At 28.8% G+C, this 17,977-nt stretch carries 13 protein-coding genes, 1 riboswitch and 1 other annotated feature; of the genes, 2 read left to right on the top strand and 11 right to left on the bottom strand.

Annotated elements, in window-relative coordinates:
- Positions 1 to 13 precede the first annotated feature (13 nt).
- Positions 14 to 1,288 carry an O-acetylhomoserine aminocarboxypropyltransferase/cysteine synthase family protein gene (locus EK368_RS06370; protein WP_129597611.1) on the bottom strand — a complete coding sequence of 425 codons (1,275 nt, stop codon included), beginning with the start codon at positions 1,286 to 1,288 and terminating at the stop codon, positions 14 to 16.
- Positions 1,289 to 1,387: 99 nt separating this feature from the next.
- Positions 1,388 to 1,483: riboswitch (SAM riboswitch) on the bottom strand.
- A 210-nt stretch (positions 1,484 to 1,693) separates the two neighbouring features.
- Here EK368_RS06370 and EK368_RS06365 point away from each other — a divergent pair.
- Together EK368_RS06365 and EK368_RS06360 are read left to right on the top strand one after the other, a co-directional pair.
- Positions 1,694 to 2,473 carry a threonine/serine exporter family protein gene (locus EK368_RS06365; protein ID WP_129597609.1) on the top strand — a complete coding sequence of 260 codons (780 nt, stop codon included), beginning with the start codon at positions 1,694 to 1,696 and terminating at the stop codon, positions 2,471 to 2,473.
- 2 nt (positions 2,474 to 2,475) lie between these two features.
- Positions 2,476 to 2,922: a threonine/serine exporter family protein gene (locus EK368_RS06360; protein WP_129597607.1), complete on the top strand. Its 447-nt coding sequence runs from the start codon at positions 2,476 to 2,478 to the stop codon at positions 2,920 to 2,922.
- Between the two features lie 3 nt (positions 2,923 to 2,925).
- Here the strand turns inward: EK368_RS06360 and EK368_RS06355 are convergent, their stop codons facing one another.
- The 10 genes from EK368_RS06355 to hemZ form a co-directional block, all read right to left on the bottom strand.
- Complete coding sequence (locus EK368_RS06355; RefSeq protein ID WP_129597605.1) at positions 2,926 to 3,363, bottom strand: SoxR reducing system RseC family protein; 438 nt, start codon at positions 3,361 to 3,363, stop codon at positions 2,926 to 2,928.
- Positions 3,364 to 3,458: 95 nt separating this feature from the next.
- A complete protein-coding gene (locus EK368_RS06350) occupies positions 3,459 to 3,806 on the bottom strand; it encodes a hypothetical protein (protein WP_129597603.1) in 348 nt (115 codons plus the stop codon).
- Positions 3,807 to 3,865: 59 nt separating this feature from the next.
- A complete protein-coding gene (locus EK368_RS06345) occupies positions 3,866 to 4,087 on the bottom strand; it encodes a YdbC family protein (RefSeq protein ID WP_129597601.1) in 222 nt (73 codons plus the stop codon).
- Positions 4,088 to 4,105: 18 nt separating this feature from the next.
- Positions 4,106 to 7,054 (bottom strand): type III restriction-modification system endonuclease, encoded by a 2,949-nt coding sequence (locus EK368_RS06340; RefSeq protein ID WP_129597599.1) that lies wholly within the window; start codon positions 7,052 to 7,054, stop codon positions 4,106 to 4,108.
- Between the two features lie 14 nt (positions 7,055 to 7,068).
- Positions 7,069 to 8,898, bottom strand: a complete 1,830-nt coding sequence (locus EK368_RS06335) for a site-specific DNA-methyltransferase (protein ID WP_129597597.1) — start codon at positions 8,896 to 8,898, stop codon at positions 7,069 to 7,071.
- 17 nt (positions 8,899 to 8,915) lie between these two features.
- The gene (locus EK368_RS06330) at positions 8,916 to 9,674 is read right to left on the bottom strand and encodes a DUF4391 domain-containing protein (RefSeq protein ID WP_129597595.1); all 759 of its coding nucleotides are present in this window, start codon (positions 9,672 to 9,674) and stop codon (positions 8,916 to 8,918) included.
- Between the two features lie 9 nt (positions 9,675 to 9,683).
- Positions 9,684 to 12,935 (bottom strand): helicase-related protein, encoded by a 3,252-nt coding sequence (locus tag EK368_RS06325; protein ID WP_129597593.1) that lies wholly within the window; start codon positions 12,933 to 12,935, stop codon positions 9,684 to 9,686.
- Between the two features lie 183 nt (positions 12,936 to 13,118).
- Complete coding sequence (gene aspS, locus EK368_RS06320; protein ID WP_129597591.1) at positions 13,119 to 14,900, bottom strand: aspartate--tRNA ligase; 1,782 nt, start codon at positions 14,898 to 14,900, stop codon at positions 13,119 to 13,121.
- 13 nt (positions 14,901 to 14,913) lie between these two features.
- Positions 14,914 to 16,173 (bottom strand): histidine--tRNA ligase, encoded by a 1,260-nt coding sequence (hisS, locus tag EK368_RS06315; RefSeq protein WP_129597589.1) that lies wholly within the window; start codon positions 16,171 to 16,173, stop codon positions 14,914 to 14,916.
- Positions 16,174 to 16,230: 57 nt separating this feature from the next.
- Positions 16,231 to 16,440, bottom strand: a binding site (T-box leader).
- A 36-nt stretch (positions 16,441 to 16,476) separates the two neighbouring features.
- Positions 16,477 to 17,967: a coproporphyrinogen dehydrogenase HemZ gene (hemZ, locus tag EK368_RS06310; protein WP_129597587.1), complete on the bottom strand. Its 1,491-nt coding sequence runs from the start codon at positions 17,965 to 17,967 to the stop codon at positions 16,477 to 16,479.
- Positions 17,968 to 17,977 lie beyond the last annotated feature (10 nt).

Below are 17,977 nucleotides of genomic sequence, written 5' to 3'. Positions count from 1 at the left end.
TCACCTCTTCTAATTAATCTCTAAGTGCCTTATCTAAGTCCTTGATTATATCTTCTGCATTTTCAATCCCTACAGATAGTCTTATCATATCTGGCTTTATGCCAGCTTTTACTTGAGCTTCCTCAGAAAGCTGTCTGTGTGTCATGCTCGCTGGATGAAGTACATGGGTTCTTATATCTCCTACATGAACTACAAGACTTGCAAGCTCAAGAGAATTGATAAATTTTTTGCCACTCTCAGCACCGCCTTTTACTCCAAAAGAAATTATTCCACTTGCTCCTTTTGGAAGATATCTCTTTGCAAGCTCGTAGCTTTCACTTGATTCTAAAAGCGGATAATTTATCCAAGCTACATTAGGATGATTTTCTAAGAATTTTGCAATTTTAAGCGCATTTTCACTGTGTCTTTCCATTCTAAGAGCAAGGGTTTCTGCTCCTAAGTTAGTTAAAAATGCGTTGAATGGACTCATTGTATTTCCCATGTCTCTTAAAAAAGCTACTCTTGCTTTTACTATATATGCCGCCTCCTTAAACTGCTTCGTATAGCTAAGTCCATGATAGCTTGGGTCTGGCTCAGTAAGATGTGGAAACTTTCCGCTTTTTTCCCAATCAAATTTTCCACTGTCTACAATTATGCCTCCTACACTTGTTGCATGTCCATCTAAATATTTTGTAGTAGAATGAGTTACTATATCGGCTCCAAATTCAAAAGGTCTGCAAAGATATGGTGTAGCAAAAGTATTATCTATTACAAGTGGTATATTATTCTCATGTGCTACGTTTGAAACAGTCTGTATATCTAAAACATCAACCCCTGGATTTCCGATAGTTTCTGCAAAAATAAGTTTTGTATTGGATTTTATATGCGATTGTATTTCTGATTCTGTAGCTTTATGGTCTACAAAAGTTACTTCTATTCCCATCTTTTTTAATGTAGATGTGAATAATGTAAAAGTTCCGCCATAAAGATTTGACATTGCAACCACATGCTCATTTGCATTACAAATTGTAAGTATTGCAATTAGATTAGCTGACTGACCTGAAGATGTTGCAAGCGCTCCTACTCCTCCCTCTAAGGATGTAATTTTATCTTCAAGTGCTGCTACCGTGGGATTGCTTATTCTTGAATACATATGCCCCTGTGCTTCTAGGTCAAACAGCTTACCTACTTCATCTGCATCATCATACTTATAAGTTGTAGATTGAATTATAGGTAATATTCTTGCTTCTCCATTTTTGGGTTCATAACCTGCTTGTACACATAATGTTTCTTGTGAATATTTTTTCATAATTTAATACCTCTTTCTTAATTAATTTTTTGAATTTGATTGTGGTATTAAAAAACCACACTCTAATAAGTGTGGTTATGATTTCAATCTATAACTCAACACTTATCTCTCAGACATATGTCTGCTGGAATTAGCACTAGCTTTTGCATTTGCCGGGTTTCACAGGGCCAGTCCCTCCACCACTCTTGATAAGTTGTACGCTTATGTTATTCAATTGTCTTTCAATTCAATACTATTTTTTATATAATACTACAGTTTTTTAAAATATGCAAACTTTTTTTTAAATTTAAAAAAATCATGCATATAATAAATATTTTAAATTAAATTTATTTCATGCTTTTATACTATGTTGTAACCTTATTTCCATTTTGATATAATGTGCTATAAGAATAAAGGAGTGAAAAAATGAACTCTAGAGAAAAAGATGTTTTAGTTATGGCTCTTTATGCAGGAGAAATCATGCTTAAAAATGGAGCAGAAACCTATAGAGTGGAAGATACAGTGATGAGAATTTGCAAAGCTTATAAAATTTCTTATGTAGAATCTTTTGTAACACCTACTGGGATATTTGTTTCCGTAGATTGTAGAGAAAATGGTGGAGATGTACTTACATTTATAAAAAGAATCGTTGAGAGAACTATTGATTTAAACAAAATTTCAAAGGTAAATGACTTTTCTCGTAAAGTCTCTAGTTCTTTTTTATCTATTGAGGAAGCATTAGAAATTTTAAAAAAAATTGATCATCTTCCTAAATATCCAAAATTTCTTAAAATATTTGGAGCAGCTACTGCATCTTCTTTTTTTGGAGTTATGTTAGGTGCTACCTATAGTGATTTTATTAGTGTTTTAATAACGTCCATATGTATTTATATATCGATATCTTTTACTGAAAAATTAAATTCTAATTTTTTTATTCAAAATCTATTCGGTGGAGCAATTGCAGCTTTTATAGCCATATTATCTATTCATATTGGAGTAGGTATACATCTTGATAAAATTATCATCAGTTCTATTATGATATTGGTTCCTGGTGTTGCAATTACTAATGCTGTAAGAGATTATATTTCTGGGGATTTATTATCAGGTGCCGCAAGAACTGCTGAAGCTTTTATTGTAGCGATTGCTATTGCAGTTGGGGCTGGAGCTGTTATGAATACTTGGATTTATATTTTTGGAGGTATTTGATAATGTATCTACAATTTATATTTTCTTTTTTAGCTACTCTAGGTTTTTCTATTCTTTTTAATATCCCTCAAAAATCTATCATCAAAGCTTCCTTTGTTGGAGGATGTGGCTGGATTGCTTTTGTATACTGGAGAGAAAGTTTTGGTTCTTTGATTGCAGCTTCTTTTGTAGGTGCCTCTGTTGTAGCGATCATCAGTGAAATTTTTGCTAGAAAATTCAAAGAAACTGTCACTGTATTTGTAATTCCTGGTATTATCCCTCTTGTTCCAGGAGCTGGAATGTATTATGCAATGCTTGCCGCTATGGAAAAAGATTTTAGTAAATTTGCTATAGTAGGAAGTGAAACCCTTTTTATGGCAGGAGGCATAGCAGCTGCTATTTTACTCGTTTCTTCTATTGCAAAAATGTTTTTTGAGTTTAAAAAATCAAGAAAAAATAGAGATCAATGATCTCTATTTTTCATCTTCTATAACTTTTGATATAACAGGTACATATTTATCTTGTTTTTTAAATGAAGATTCATTTAATTTAATAAATCCAAAAACAATGACAGTTAAAATAAATCCAACTACTATAGAATATACTTCTATATTTCCAGTAAAGCCTATTTTAGGGAGTAAATAACTTGTTCCAATTATCCCTATCAAAAGAGCTATAAGTGGTATTACATAAGCAATAAAAGCTGCTCCCAGTACATTTTGTGTCTCTAGGTTTACCTCTACGGTATCTCCTTCTTTGGCATCTACTTGATTCATTGCTATAATTTTTATCTTCATATTTTCTTGTCCATACTGACAAGCTCCACATTCTCCACATGCAGAATGTTTTCTCATTAAAACCTGAGCTCTATGATCTTCTAAAACCTCTATTACTTTTCCTACTTGATTCATATGACTCACCTCTTTTTTATTATAACCATTTTTTATACAATATCAAAGTATAATTTCGTACTATTATTCCATAATTTAACCACAACAAAAACACATCACAGTTTTTTAAATTCTAGTTCTACAGCATATTCTTTATTTTGTATGTGTAAAAAATGATTGCTATAATCCATTTCAAAATTAACAATAGCAGACTGAATATCAATATTTCTTAAAAAGTGAATGGTACAAATAGAGTTGTTTTTCAATGTACAAAATCGAACCAATATGTTTTTGATCATAGGAAACTGTATTTTTTTACTTAAATAAATAGGTAGATGATCCATATATAAATTCAGTGTTCTATCCTCTATAGGAATCAACAAATCTACATCTTCTCCAACTTCTCTAAGTACTCTTACTTCAAAATCACTTTCAATATAAAAATTTCCATTGGTATAAAGCATATATCTATCCTCCTAGAATCAAAAAGAACCAACAAATACGTCGATTCTTTTTGATCATTCTATAACTCCATGCCATTCAATATATCCCTTAACTTCTTTAATTCCTCAGCCGATAAAGTAAGTCCTTTACCCATCTTTTCATTCTCAGGAGCCCAATCCCTTAAATCATATTTGGGATCTCTTCCATTCCAAGAAACTAGATTTAATTCTTTTGTCCATCCTTTTGATGATTCTGATAAACTTCCTATTTTTTCTACTATTTCATATTTAATCTCTGCCATAAATCTACACCCTTTCTTTTATACATTTTCAATAAATTCATTAAAGTTATCTCTTTTTTCAAATATAATATTGTTACCCAAAGCAGCAAAATGCTTTTCTCCACACTTAACCTTCTTAATTTCTTTTTCTCTTAAATCTTCTGATAAAACACTTCCCTTTGTTTCAACTACAAAATATAATTTTTCTGTATGCTCTTTTTCTATTAATACTGCCCAGTCTGGATTATAAGTTCCTAGTGGTGTTTCTATTTTAAACCAATTTGGTAATTTTATATACATTTTTATACTTTCATTTTTTTCAAATTTCTTTGCAAATTCAGCTTCTTTATCTGAATCATAAATAACATAATCATAAACAGACTTGTCACTAGCTATCATATTTTTTGATAAATATCCACTTAACTCTTTTGTTTCAAATAACTCCTGAGAATAATAAGCTTCATCTCCTATTTTTTCATACTTAATACCATCTACTATCATCAATCTCATTTTTCTTTTAATGATTTTAGATGCTTCATCCATGAATTTTTGAGGATTGTTTTTAAAATCCTCTAACCTTTGTGATTTTTTTAATATCTCTACTAAGGTTCTTCTTGTTAGGTTTGTTTGATTTTGCAAAAATGTTATTATATCAGGCAATACAAAATTAGACACATCTACATCCATACTATATCTATTATTTTCTTCTGCTATGGTTCCAGCTTTGGTTATATCTATGTCAGCCTTTGAATAAACTAATTTAGCTTTATTAATACTAAGATTATTTTTTATTTCCTCTACGCATTGATTTATAAGATCATCAGAATCAAAATGAACTGAATATGTGGTTTTATATTTTATCCTATCCCATAGCTCCTTAAATTCTGAACTTAAATATCTCATTTTATTTAATTTTACAAGCTTTTTATCTTCTGCATTTTTTACATTTAAATTACCAGCTATTTTTTTAAGGTTATTCACTATTTGATTCTCTATCTCTTTAAACTCTTGTGGTATCTCTACTTTTTGCTCTTTTAAGGCTGTTTTTAGCTTATCCGTTATTTTACCTTTATTATCTATATATTTCATTTCTTTTAAATGATTAAATATTTTTTCAGATGCTTCTTGTTCTAAATAAGTGTTTTCACCATCTTTTGATATTATAATATTAGCAAAATTATGCTTTTCAACTATACCAAATCTAATACCTTCATCTTCTTCATATTCATTTTGCAGTTTTCTTGCAAAATCTTCATAGCTTTCATTAGCCATTATAGTTAAAGTATTTACATTAAAACCATACACTCTTTCACCATCTTGATTTACTGCTAGTCTAAGTCCTCTACCTATTTCTTGTCTCTTTTTTGATTCTGATTTTGTTTCGTTTAAAGTACATATTTGAAATACATTTGGGTTGTCCCAACCTTCTTTTAAGGCTGAATGAGAGAATATAAACTTTAATTTTGTATCAAAACTCAATAATTTTTCTTTATCCTTCATTATTAAGCTATAAGCATCTTCATCTGCTAAGGTATTACCCTTTGTATCTTTAAATCCCCCTTTTTTATCTTGAGCAAAATATCCATTATGAACACATTCTGCCTCTGTTTCTATATCTACATCATTAAAAAGAGTGTTATACTTAGGGTTTTGTATAGCTTTTTTGTATTCTTCTTCAAACCAAAGGGCATATTTCCCTTTTTGTGGATTACCTTCTTTGTCTATAATTCTATAATTTGCAACTTTATCTATAAAGAATAAACTAAGTACCTTTATTCCTTCTTTTTTAAGTTTAACCTCTTTATTTAAATGCTCTTCAATGGTTTTCCTTATTTGAGTTCTTTTGATTATATCATCATCAATTTCACCATGAACTTCTCCTAATCTTATAGTTTCATGTCCTACAAAGGAAACATATTCATCTCCCTCTTTGGCATTTATTTCTGTAATTTGGTATCCTTTATATATCTCTCTTCTTCCAGATAATTCGTACAAATCATCTTCTACTTTATATTCTTTTGATTTTCTTACTATGGTTCCTTTTTTATCATCCCAAATATCTATTTCAATTTTGGCTTTAATAGGTGACTTTTTATTATTTACACTTACAAGCTTTATATAAGCTGTATTATTATGATCCTTTGAAATAACACTGGCAACTTCTATTTGTTTTACTAATTTTCTTTCATAGGCATCTACTGCATCTAGTCTAAACATTAAATTGTGTTTATGTTTATGGGTAGCCGAGTATCCTACAGTACATAATGGATTTAATGAATTAATTGCATCCATAGCTTTTTCTGTACTGGCTGAACTTTGAGGTTCATCTATAATTACAATAGGATTCGTTTCTTTTATAAACTCAATAGGCTTAACCCCATTCGTTTTTTCATTATCTATATTAATTACATTACTATCTTTGTTAAAGGATTGAATAGTCATAACCATTATTCTTATATGATCACTAGTTGCAAAATCTCTTATAATGTCTAGCTTTTGGGATTTATATTCATAAGCTTTAAATATTACATTATTATAAAGCCCTTTAAAATGCTCTGTCATAATATCTATAGACTTAACAACACCCTCTTTAATAGCAACAGAGGGAACTACTATAACAAATTTTGTAAAGCCATATTTAGCATTCAGCTCAAATATGGTTCTTAAATAGACATAGGTCTTTCCTGTACCTGTTTCCATCTCCACTGTAAATTTGTAGTTATTTTTACCTAAATCCTTTAAATTTGAAGTGTTAAGTCCATTTTCAAGTTGAATCTCTCTTATATTTTTTAAAATATCTTCTTCATCAAGCTCTAATTTATTTCCTATACCCAAATCTGTTATCAGCTTACCTTCAGTACCTACTTTATCCGTTAAAGCTGATACTGTAAAGTTTGTTTGGGCTGGGGTTTGCCCTTTAAAAATATTAACTATAGAAGAGATACTTTCCTTTTGATAGTCTAAATCTGGATTGAATTTTAACTTCATTCTAAGTTTCCCTCCTATATGCTCATTATTTCATTTATGTTATTTCTCTTTAATATTTCTATAGCATTAGTTTTTACAGAATCATTTTGAAATCCATTATCCTTAAATACTACTCTAGTAGTTTCAGGATTTAATTCATTTTTTAAATCTACAATACCATTAATAGCATCTAAAGTAATTTCATTATCCAAACAAATAATTAAAGCTCCAAGTCCAATACTAAATGCTTTCTTTCCATTAATTTCTTTTACTTCAATAGGATAGGTTAAATCAATACCATACTTAAGCATTATTTCATAAACTACATCTTCTTCTGTTCTACCTGGTACAAAATTATCAACCACTTCATCTAATCTATTTGCTATATCTTTAAAACTTGGATTCCAAGGCTTAATATTAGAAGAATCCAGCTTAAACACCTTAAATCCAATATCTAAATCCTCAATACCTTCTTTATCTTTGTTTTCCTCAACAATTTTATCGCCAGCACGTCTTATACGCTCTTTACCTATTTCACAAATGTTACTGTATTCAGACTTATACGCATCAGACTTTTCGTTAATCTTCTCTGGTAATTGTACAAGTATAAATTTTCTTTTTCCACAATCTTCTAAGTTAGATTCAATAACTGAGTGAGCAGTTGTGGATGAACCCCCAAAAAAATCTAATATTATTTCATTTTTATCAAAGGTAGTAAATAACTTCAACATTCTATTTATTAAAGAAACTGGTTTAGGAGTATCAAATGTCTTCTCTCCCATTAAGTCAATTAAATATCTTGTTCCATTTGATGTTAGCCCTGCATCATCCCACCATGTTGTATCAGTCTTTCTACTTTCCCTTGCTTTTTCTAAATAATACTTTTGTTGTAATCCATTAGCTGTTTTAACAATTAATCCATCCTCGTATTTTTTCTGCATTGTTTCTTTTGAATATCTAAAATATCCCTCAACTCCCATGAATTCATAATAAGGATTTCCCTTTTTAGCCCCACCAGGTCCATCAACGGGAGTTAACCTATATGGACCCCTTTTGTCATTATCTGGATTATCAAACCCTGATAAATCCGGGTCTAACCCTATACTTTTTCTTTTATCAAATATTACATCATGATCTTTTGCATATAGTAATATTATATTATGGTTACTTGATATAATTTTATCATTTGAAATAGACGCTCTGGCTTTATGACAAATATTACATATAAAATTATTTTCACCAAAAATTTCATCACATACTTTTCTTAAATTATGAACTTCGTTATCATCAATACTAATAAATATTACCCCATCATCTTTAAGTAAATTCCTAGCCAATCTTAATCTTGGATACATCATATTTAACCAATTAGTATGATATCTTCCTCCAGCATCTGAATTTGTGGATGTTTTATTTCCCTCTTCATCAACTTGTCCTGTTATTTCTAAATAATTTTTAAGATTATCTTTGTAATCATCTTTATATACAAAATCATTACCTGTGTTATAAGGTGGGTCTATATATATCATTTTTATTTTGTTTTGATAGCTCTTTTGAAGTAGTTTTAAAACCTCTAGGTTATCTCCTTCTATATATAAGTTCTCTGTAGTATCCCAGTTTTTACTTTCTTCTTTGCATGGTCTTAGTGTTCCTCTTGATGGTGTTTGAGCCATTCTTATGGCCTTTGATTTTCCATGCCATGAAAAATTATATCTTTCTTCTTTATCTTCTATATATTCTCCTAAAACTTCTTGTAATCTTTCAAAGTCAACTTTATCCTCACAAAATACTTCTGGGAATATTTCTTTTAGTTTCCCTATATTTTCTTTAACTATATTTAGGCTATATCCATTCATCTTTTCCATTATGTATTCCCCCAAACTTATGCTTTTAATTTTTCAATTAAATTGTTTCTTTTAGATTCTATCTTTTTTATTTTTATATTTATATCTAACCTTTTATTAAAATGCTGTTCTTTCTTTAAATCTCCTCTTAACTTTTCAACTTTTATATTTAAGTTTTCTATTTCTGCATTTAAAGTATTTATCTCTTCTATATCTTTATTTTTTAAATTATCAAAGTCCCCTGTAATATTTGATGCATTAAAAATATTAATTTGATCTACAAAGCTGCAATAAAATTTATATATATTTATAAAAGAACACTCTTTTATATTTAATGATTCTAAGAATTTTTCCTCATTATCCTTTAAATTTGAAAGATTGATCCATGAGCTATAGATATAATCCTCTACTGTATTTTTGCTAACATCTACTTTATTAACTCTTTTATAAGCCCCATTTAAAAGAATTTTATCTTGTTTAACAAATATCAATATTAAAGGATAGGGTATAGTATTTTGTATAATCTCAGATATTCTTTTATACTTTTTTTCATCATTTAATAATACTTCAATAACAGCTATTTCTTCATAATCTAATTCATCTGTTTTATATGCTTTTATATTTAGGTTTTCTTCTTTAAAGGAATATTTCCAAAGTATCTTATCAATGTGATTTGTAAATATATCCTTATCATTGCTGCTCATATTGGAATTTTCATAAAATAATTTTTTAAATATAGTATTTCCTACTTCACATTCTTTTGGTATATTCATTTTTTCATATAATTTATGTGTCATAGTTTCCCCCTATTTAATAACCAAAAATGATACTAGTTCAAAATCTTCAATACCTTTAAACAAGCTCTTTTGTATAGTTGTTCCTCCTTTTGTAAATAAAGAGGCTACCCCTTTTTCTTCTTTTTTACCCATTATATTATCAATAGCATCTTCTAAAAAATTGGAATATTTTTTCATATCCTTACCATTATTCGTTTCATCATTAAAAGTTTTAACTATATCTTTTAATACTTCATTTTTACCTGAACATAACTTCCTATAAAAATCTAATATTTTCTTTGTATGAATATAATTATATCTAACATTTCCATCCGCATAAACATAAACCATATAATATGGATATAAAGAATTACTCTCCTCTGGTTTTACATTGTGATTTACTTGTTTTAAAGTAAATATGACCCCTGGCTTTATTTGTTCTTTTAGTTCTTCATCTTCAATAGTTGAAACTGCATACATACCTAATGGTGTTTTTTCTAAATCTTCTTCATGGTTTTTCATATATTCCATTAAATCCATTTTAAAATCATTCATAGTAAGGTCTGTAATAGATATTCCTCCTGAAATATCCTCCAAATCAACAACCTCATCTTGTAGTTGCTTTAGTTGTTTTTTCCTATACTCTAGATCATTCATTTTAGATTTTTCACTATGATCTATAATATTTTCCTCTCCTGTTGCTGAAATATCTAAAAGCATCATTCTTCCAGTCACTCTAGCTTCAAGATTGATGTATTCATCTAGTTTAATATTAGGCCAAAAGTTAACTAGTTGTATGCTATTGTTTTTTGAACCTAATCTATCTATTCTTCCAAACCTTTGAATGATTCTAACTGGATTCCAGTGTATATCATAATTTATTAGGTAATCACAATCTTGAAGGTTTTGTCCTTCTGATATACAATCTGTTGCTATTAGTATATCTATTTCCTCTTTCATATCTGGAAAAATCTTTTCTCTTTCCTTAGATTTTGGTGAAAAGTTCATAAGTACTGCATTTAAATCTTTTTTATTTATTCCATTTAGAGTACATTTATTATCACCTGCTCCTGTAACTAAAGCCGAATGAACATTAAATTCTTCCATAGCCCACTTTGAAATGTTTTTATATAAGTATTGTGCTGTATCTGCAAATGCAGTAAATATAATTACTTTCTTGTTTGCATCGTTTAATGGATTATTTATTTTATTTTCAATCAAAATTTTTAACTCTTTAATCTTTGAATCACGATTATTTATAATCTTAGCTGTTTCAATTAAAAGTTTTTCTAATTTTATTTTATCTTCTTCAAGATCTTGTTTCCATTTAATAGAATCTACATCTTGAATAAGTACTTTTACTTTATTTCCAATGAGTATATCTTCAAATTGTGCATCATCCATTTCTATATCTTCAATATGAATATCCTTATCATACTCAAATTGATTTTTTTCAATTTTGTCCAACAAATGGTCTATCTGAATTAATAGTTTTGAAATTGTAATACCAAAAGAATGAATTGAACTTTCCATCCTTTTTAATATGTTTACACGCATCAAATTAACGAGAGATTGCTCTCTATCTGTTTGTTTTAATACTGATTTTCCATTTTTAACTTTACTATCATACTTTGCAGCATATTCTGCTCTCTTTTCTGATAATACATATTTAAGAGGTGCATATGCACTCATATTGAGATTTTTAATCATCTTGTTCACATATTCAAGTTCTGGAAACTCATTTTTAGTATCAATGTCTGCATAAATATTAATTGGTTTTCTTCTAATAGGAAATTTTCCTATTTCTGAAACATTATAGTACTTTTCTATATGTTTTCTTGAACGAGCAATAGTTACTGTATCTAAAAGCTTGAAATAATCCATATTCATCATTTCAATAAATGTATCTACAGTTCTTTTTTGATCTTCTAGCTCAGACCATTTATTAAAAACTAACTGTGCTTTTCTTAATGTATGTTCAATACTAATAATTCCTTCAGACTCAAAAGCTTTATCATTCCCTTCAGTAATAAAAGCTACTTGATTCTTAATATCATTCATCTTGTTATTTACAGGTGTAGCTGAAAGCATAAGTACTTTCGTCTTTACACCAGCTTTAATTACATCATTTAGCATTCTTGCATATCTAGTAACCTTGTCTTTATGAGGATCATTGTTTCTAAAATTATGAGATTCATCAATAACAACAAGATCATAATTGCTCCAATTTATAGTTTCAAGATTAATCTCCCCAGAATATCCATTATATCTAGTTAAATCTGTATGATTAAGTACATCATAATTAAACCTATCCCCTACCAATATATTACGTTTATCATTTTGTGTATAGATAGTCCAGTTTTCTCTCAATTTCTTTGGAGCTAAAACAAGTACCCTATCATTTCTAAGTTCATAATATTTTATAACTGCAAGAGCAGAAAATGTCTTCCCTAAACCTACAGAATCAGCTATTATACAACCATTGTATTTTTCTAGTTTATCTATAGCCCCAATAACGCCATCCTTCTGAAATTTATATAGTTTATTCCATATAATTGTATCCTTAAATCCTGTTTTTGTTTTTACAATTTTGTCCTCAGTAAGTTCATCAAGATAATCTTTAAATATATTATATAATGTAATAAAATAAATAAATTCTGGTGTATTTTCTTTATAAATAACTTGCATATGCTCAAGTACTTGATCTTTTACATCTTCTACAACTGTATCATTTTCCCAAATATCCTCAAACATCTGCAAAAAATGTTGAGTAGCTTCTTTACCATATACACATGTATTCATATCTAATCTACTTGATGGTGAAAATCCTAGTCCATCTGTAGTAAAATCCACTGTACCATTTATTGACAAGTCATTATCCTTATTTTGAATATGTACTAATCTTTGTTGTGCTGGATTAGGCTTTTTAAAAGATTTGATTTTAACTTTATCTCTAATCCAATCAGCACACTCTTTGGCTATACTTGCTTGATTTAATTCATTTCTTAATTTGATTTCAAATTCATTTCCTGATAATTTCTTTTCATTGTCTCTTTCTATGTAATATTCTCTTTTTAATTCTTCTTTTTTCTTTACAAAAGTAGGTTCTGTAAAAATAAATCTCATTTCATCTATCTTATTAAGTTCTTTGCGAAGTTCTTTATATGCAAAAATCGTAAAATATGCTGATATTACCGAAAGTTTACTTCCTTTATCAATATTATCTTTAAGTTCATCTCCAACTTTACCATATTTTTTATTATCAAGCATTTTAAATTGCATCTATTCTCCTCCCAAATATATACAATAATCTACAAATTATTATAGCATATATTGTATTTTTTTCCATACAGAATCATCAAGTATTCTTCTTCGTAAAAGCTAATACTTATTTCCCCATAACAAAAAGCACTCAATCCAATGGAATTGAATGCCTTCTATCATATAAAGATTATATTTTTTACTTTATTTTTCATTCTTTAAAGCAATATGAAGTTCATCTAATTGACTTTCATCTGCTACACTTGGAGCTTCTGTCATAGGACATATTGCATTTTGATTTTTAGGAAAAGCAATAACTTCTCGAATACTATCATTTCCTGTTAAAAGCATAACAAGGCGATCTAATCCATATGCAATTCCTCCATGAGGAGGTGTTCCATATTTAAATGCTTCTAATAAGAATCCAAATTTTTCCCATGCTTCTTCTTCTGTAAAGCCTAATGCTTTAAACATTCTTTGTTGAAGATCACTTTTATGAATTCTGATACTTCCTCCACCTATTTCTACTCCATTCAGTACGATATCATAAGCTTTTGCTCTAACTTTATTAGGCTCTGTTTCTAATAAATCAAGATCTTCTTCTCTTGGACAAGTAAATGGATGATGTTTTGCTACATATCTATTTTCTTCCTCATCATATTCAAACAATGGAAAATCCGTAACCCATAATAATTTATAATCATTTTTATCTAAAATATTTAATTGTTTTGCAATTTCTACTCTTAAATGACCTAAAGCATCAAATACAACACTTGGTTTGTCTGCTACTATTAAAATTAAATCTCCTGTTTTTGCTTCAAATCTTTTTATTATATTTTGTAATTCATCTTCGCTAAAGAATTTAGCAATAGGAGAATTGATACCTTCAGAAGTCATTTTGATCCACGCAAGACCTTTTGCACCATATGTTTTTGCATAGTCTTCTAGCTTTGCAATTTGTTTTCTGCTAAATTGACTTTCTCCTCCGTCAATTTTAATTCCTCGTACATCTCCACCATTTTTTATAGTATCTGAGAATACTTTAAATCCACAATTCTCTACTAAATCATTCATAGCTTTTAATTCAAAGCTAAATCGAATATCTGGTTTGTCTGAACCAAATCTCTCCATAGCTTCTTGATATGGCATTCTTTTAAGAGGTAATGTAACATCTACATTTAACATGTCTTTAAACATCTTTTGTATTAATTTTTCATTCATAGACAATACATCTTCTACCTCTACAAAAGACATTTCTATATCGATTTGTGTAAATTCTGGTTGTCTATCTGCTCTTAAATCTTCGTCTCTAAAACATTTTACAATTTGAAAATATTTATCCATTCCAGATACCATAAGTAACTGTTTAAAAAGCTGTGGGGACTGAGGAAGACCATAAAATTTCCCTTCATTTACTCTACTTGGAACTAAATAATCTCTTGCTCCCTCTGGAGTGGTTTTTCCAAGCATTGGAGTTTCTATTTCTAAAAATCCATTTTCATCCAAAAAGTCTCTTGTTAATTTTGATAATTTATGTCTAAACATAAGATTTTTTTGCATCTTAGGCTTTCTTAAATCAAGATATCTATATTTTAATCTTAAATTTTCTGAAACTTCATCTTCATCTTCTATGTAAATAGGAGGTGTTTGTGCTTCTGAAAATATTTTTAACTCATTTGCAAATATTTCAATATCTCCCGTTGGTATATTTTTATTTACAGATTGTCTATGTTTTACAATACCCTTGATTCCAATTACATATTCTCCTCTTATTGTCTCAGCTTTTTTAAAAGCTTCTTCTGAAATATCTTTATCAAATATAATTTGAACAATTCCTGTTTTATCTCTTAAATCAGTAAATATAAGTCCACCTAAATCTCTTCTTTTTTGCACCCATCCCATTAAAACAACTTCCTTGTCAATGTGATCCATTCTTAGTGTTCCACACATATGTGTTCTTTTCATATTTCCTAATGCTTCAGCCATATGATCTACCTCCCTATAATCTATTTTCTAATTCTTCTAATAAATTGCTAAGCTTAATAGTCGTTTGTTCACTTGTATTCATATTTTTTAAAGAAACCATATCTTGATTTAATTCATCATCTCCTAATACAATTGTATAAGAAGCATTGCATTTATTTGCATATTTAAATTGAGCTTTAATACTTCTACTTAAATAATCTTTATCAGCAGAAATACCTTCTCTTCTTAAATTTTGAAGAATTTTTATAGCTTCTTTTTCTGCATTCTCTCCTATAGATACAATAAAAATATCTAATCCCTTAGGACTTGGTATTGCTATTTCATTATTTTCTAAAGTAAGTAGTAATCTTTCTATTCCCATTCCAAATCCAATTCCTGGTGTATGTGGTCCTCCTAATTCCTCTACAAGACCATCATAACGTCCTCCTCCACATACAGTTCCTTGAGCTCCTATATTATGAGAGATGATTTCAAAGGCAGTTTTTCTATAGTAATCTAATCCTCTTACAATGCTTGGGTCTATTACATAATCAAGTTTCATTGCAGAAAGACTTTCTTTTAATATTTCAAAATCTTTCTTACATTCATCACACAAATAATCTAACATAAGAGGTATATTGTTAAGTTCATTTTTACAAGATTCTACCTTACAATCAATAATACGCATTGGATTTCTTTCATATCTATCTTTACAAGTATTGCATAAATTAGGAAGTTTTTCTTTTAAATAGTCTTTTAGAATATCATTATATTTTTTACGACAATGAGGACAACCTATACTATTGATTCGAAGCTCTAAATTTTTTATGCCAAGTCTTTCAAAAAATACCATAGCAATTCCTATCACTTCTGCATCTATAGAAGGATGATCACTTCCAAAAGCTTCTACTCCAAATTGATGAAAAGCTCGTAGTCTTCCTGCTTGAGGTCTTTCATATCTAAAGCATGGAGTACTATAAAAAAGCTTTGTAGGTTGAGTATCTGCATACAGTTTATTTTCAATAAAAGCTCTAACTACAGGAGCTGTTCCTTCTGGCTTTAGAGTAATCTCTCTTTTCCCATTGTCTTCAAAGGAATACATTTCCTTTTGTACAATATCTGTAGTTTCTCCTACTCCTCTTTTGAAAAGTTCAGTATGTTCAAATATTGGAGTTCTTATTTCTCTGTAACCAAAGTGATCACAAACTTCTCTAAATAAATTCTCAACATATATCCATTTATATACTTCTGATGGTAAAACATCTTTTGTTCCTCTAGGTGCTTTTGTCAACATTTATAACCCTCCTTGAAACAAAGTAAAAACAAAAAATACTCCTATATCCCTATTAAATTTAGGGACGAGAAGTATTATATCCCGCGGTACCACCCTCATTGGAAAATCCCACTTTTATTCGTTAACGCCGAAATACGAATAATCCTACTTTTTTTCAGATCATTTGCTCTGAGGTGTCTTTAGTATAACCTTTATTATTGAGCTTCCACCAAATCTCAACTCGCTTTTAATAGTATTACACTTACTATTCCTCTTCCTTGCAAATACTATATACAATTGTTTATTATTATAATGAAATGACCTTTATCTGTCAATATTATTTCCATTTTGTATGAAAAACTCTTTTCTTTTTCTTTCAATCATTTCATCAATTCTCTTTATGTATTCATCTACATTTGTTACATTTGGAACTCTTTCTAATCGATTTTCTTTAGGATAGAAGAATTTAGAAACTCCTCCTGCTCCCAGAGCAATAATACTTTGTTTTTCTTCCATAATTTGTATATTGTAAATGCATTCATAATTCTCTTTTGAATAGCCTATATTTTCAAGATTTCCTAGCATATACTTTTGCCTATACATATAATAAGGTATTAATCCCATTTTTTTTGCATAATCTTGTGTAATATGAATCATTTTTTGTACTTGTTCTTCTTTTGCTAAATCATAATCTTTAATACTTTCTTTTAATCTAGAGGTTCTTTTAATTGCCAGAGTATGTACAGTTAAATTATTAGGATCTAATCTTTGAATTTCTTTCATAGTATGCTCGACCATTTTTTCATCCTCACCAGGAAGCCCTATAATAAGATCCATATTTATAGAATCAAACCCTATTTCTTTTGCCATTTCATAAGTATCTATAATATCTTGTACTTTATGATGTCTTCCTATTTTTATGAGTGTTTCATCATTCATAGTTTGAGGATTGATACTAATACGGTTAATTTTATTTCTCTTTAATACTTCTAATTTTTCTTTTGTGATTGTATCTGGTCTTCCTGCTTCTACAGTCATTTCCTTCACATATTTAAGATCTATAAAATGATGGATTGTTTTTAGTAAAGTATCTAACTGCTCTGCTGTAAGCGTAGTAGGAGTACCTCCTCCTATGTAAAGAGTTTCTACTTTTTTATTTAATTTTTTTAGAGTATTTCCAATTTCTTTGATTTCATAACATAAAGCATTTAGATAATCTTTTATTTTTTCTTCTTCATAAGGATGAGATGGAAAAGAACAATAAAGACATCTAGTAGGACAAAATGGAATACTAATATATACACTAACTTGATCTTCTTTTTCACCATGAATGAATTTTTTTTCGATCTGAGCAATATTAATGATTAAATCTATTTTTTCGTCACTCATTCTATAATCATCTTTTACTCTTTTCTTAATTTTTTCTATATTTAAACCTTCATGGAATAATTCATGTACAATTTTTGTAGGTCTAATTCCTGTAAGGATTCCCCAAGGAGGAGCTATATCATAAAACTCTCTCAAAATATCATATATCACAATTTTTATACTTCTTTTTATCATTTTTTTTAATTTTAAAGAATTATTTATTTTTTCATGATATATAAATTTTTCACCAAGTACTTTTTCATTTTGAAGCAAAGTAGCCTTGGTAATATTTTGGTCTTTTATATATTCACTTACTAGCAAAAAGCTTTGGTTATCTTCCAAAGCTTTTTGCTGTACAAATTTAAAATCTTTTTTATGGATAAATATTTTTAAAAGCTCTCCTACTTCATATTCAAAATTATGTCCCTTTAGTAAAACATTGATCAATTTTATCACC

The organism is Anaerophilus nitritigenes, from assembly GCF_004138215.1.
Classification (GTDB): Bacteria; Bacillota; Clostridia; order Peptostreptococcales; family Thermotaleaceae; genus Anaerophilus; species Anaerophilus nitritogenes.
Note: the sequence above shows the minus strand (reverse complement) of the source record. Positions and strands in the feature narration are given on the sequence as shown.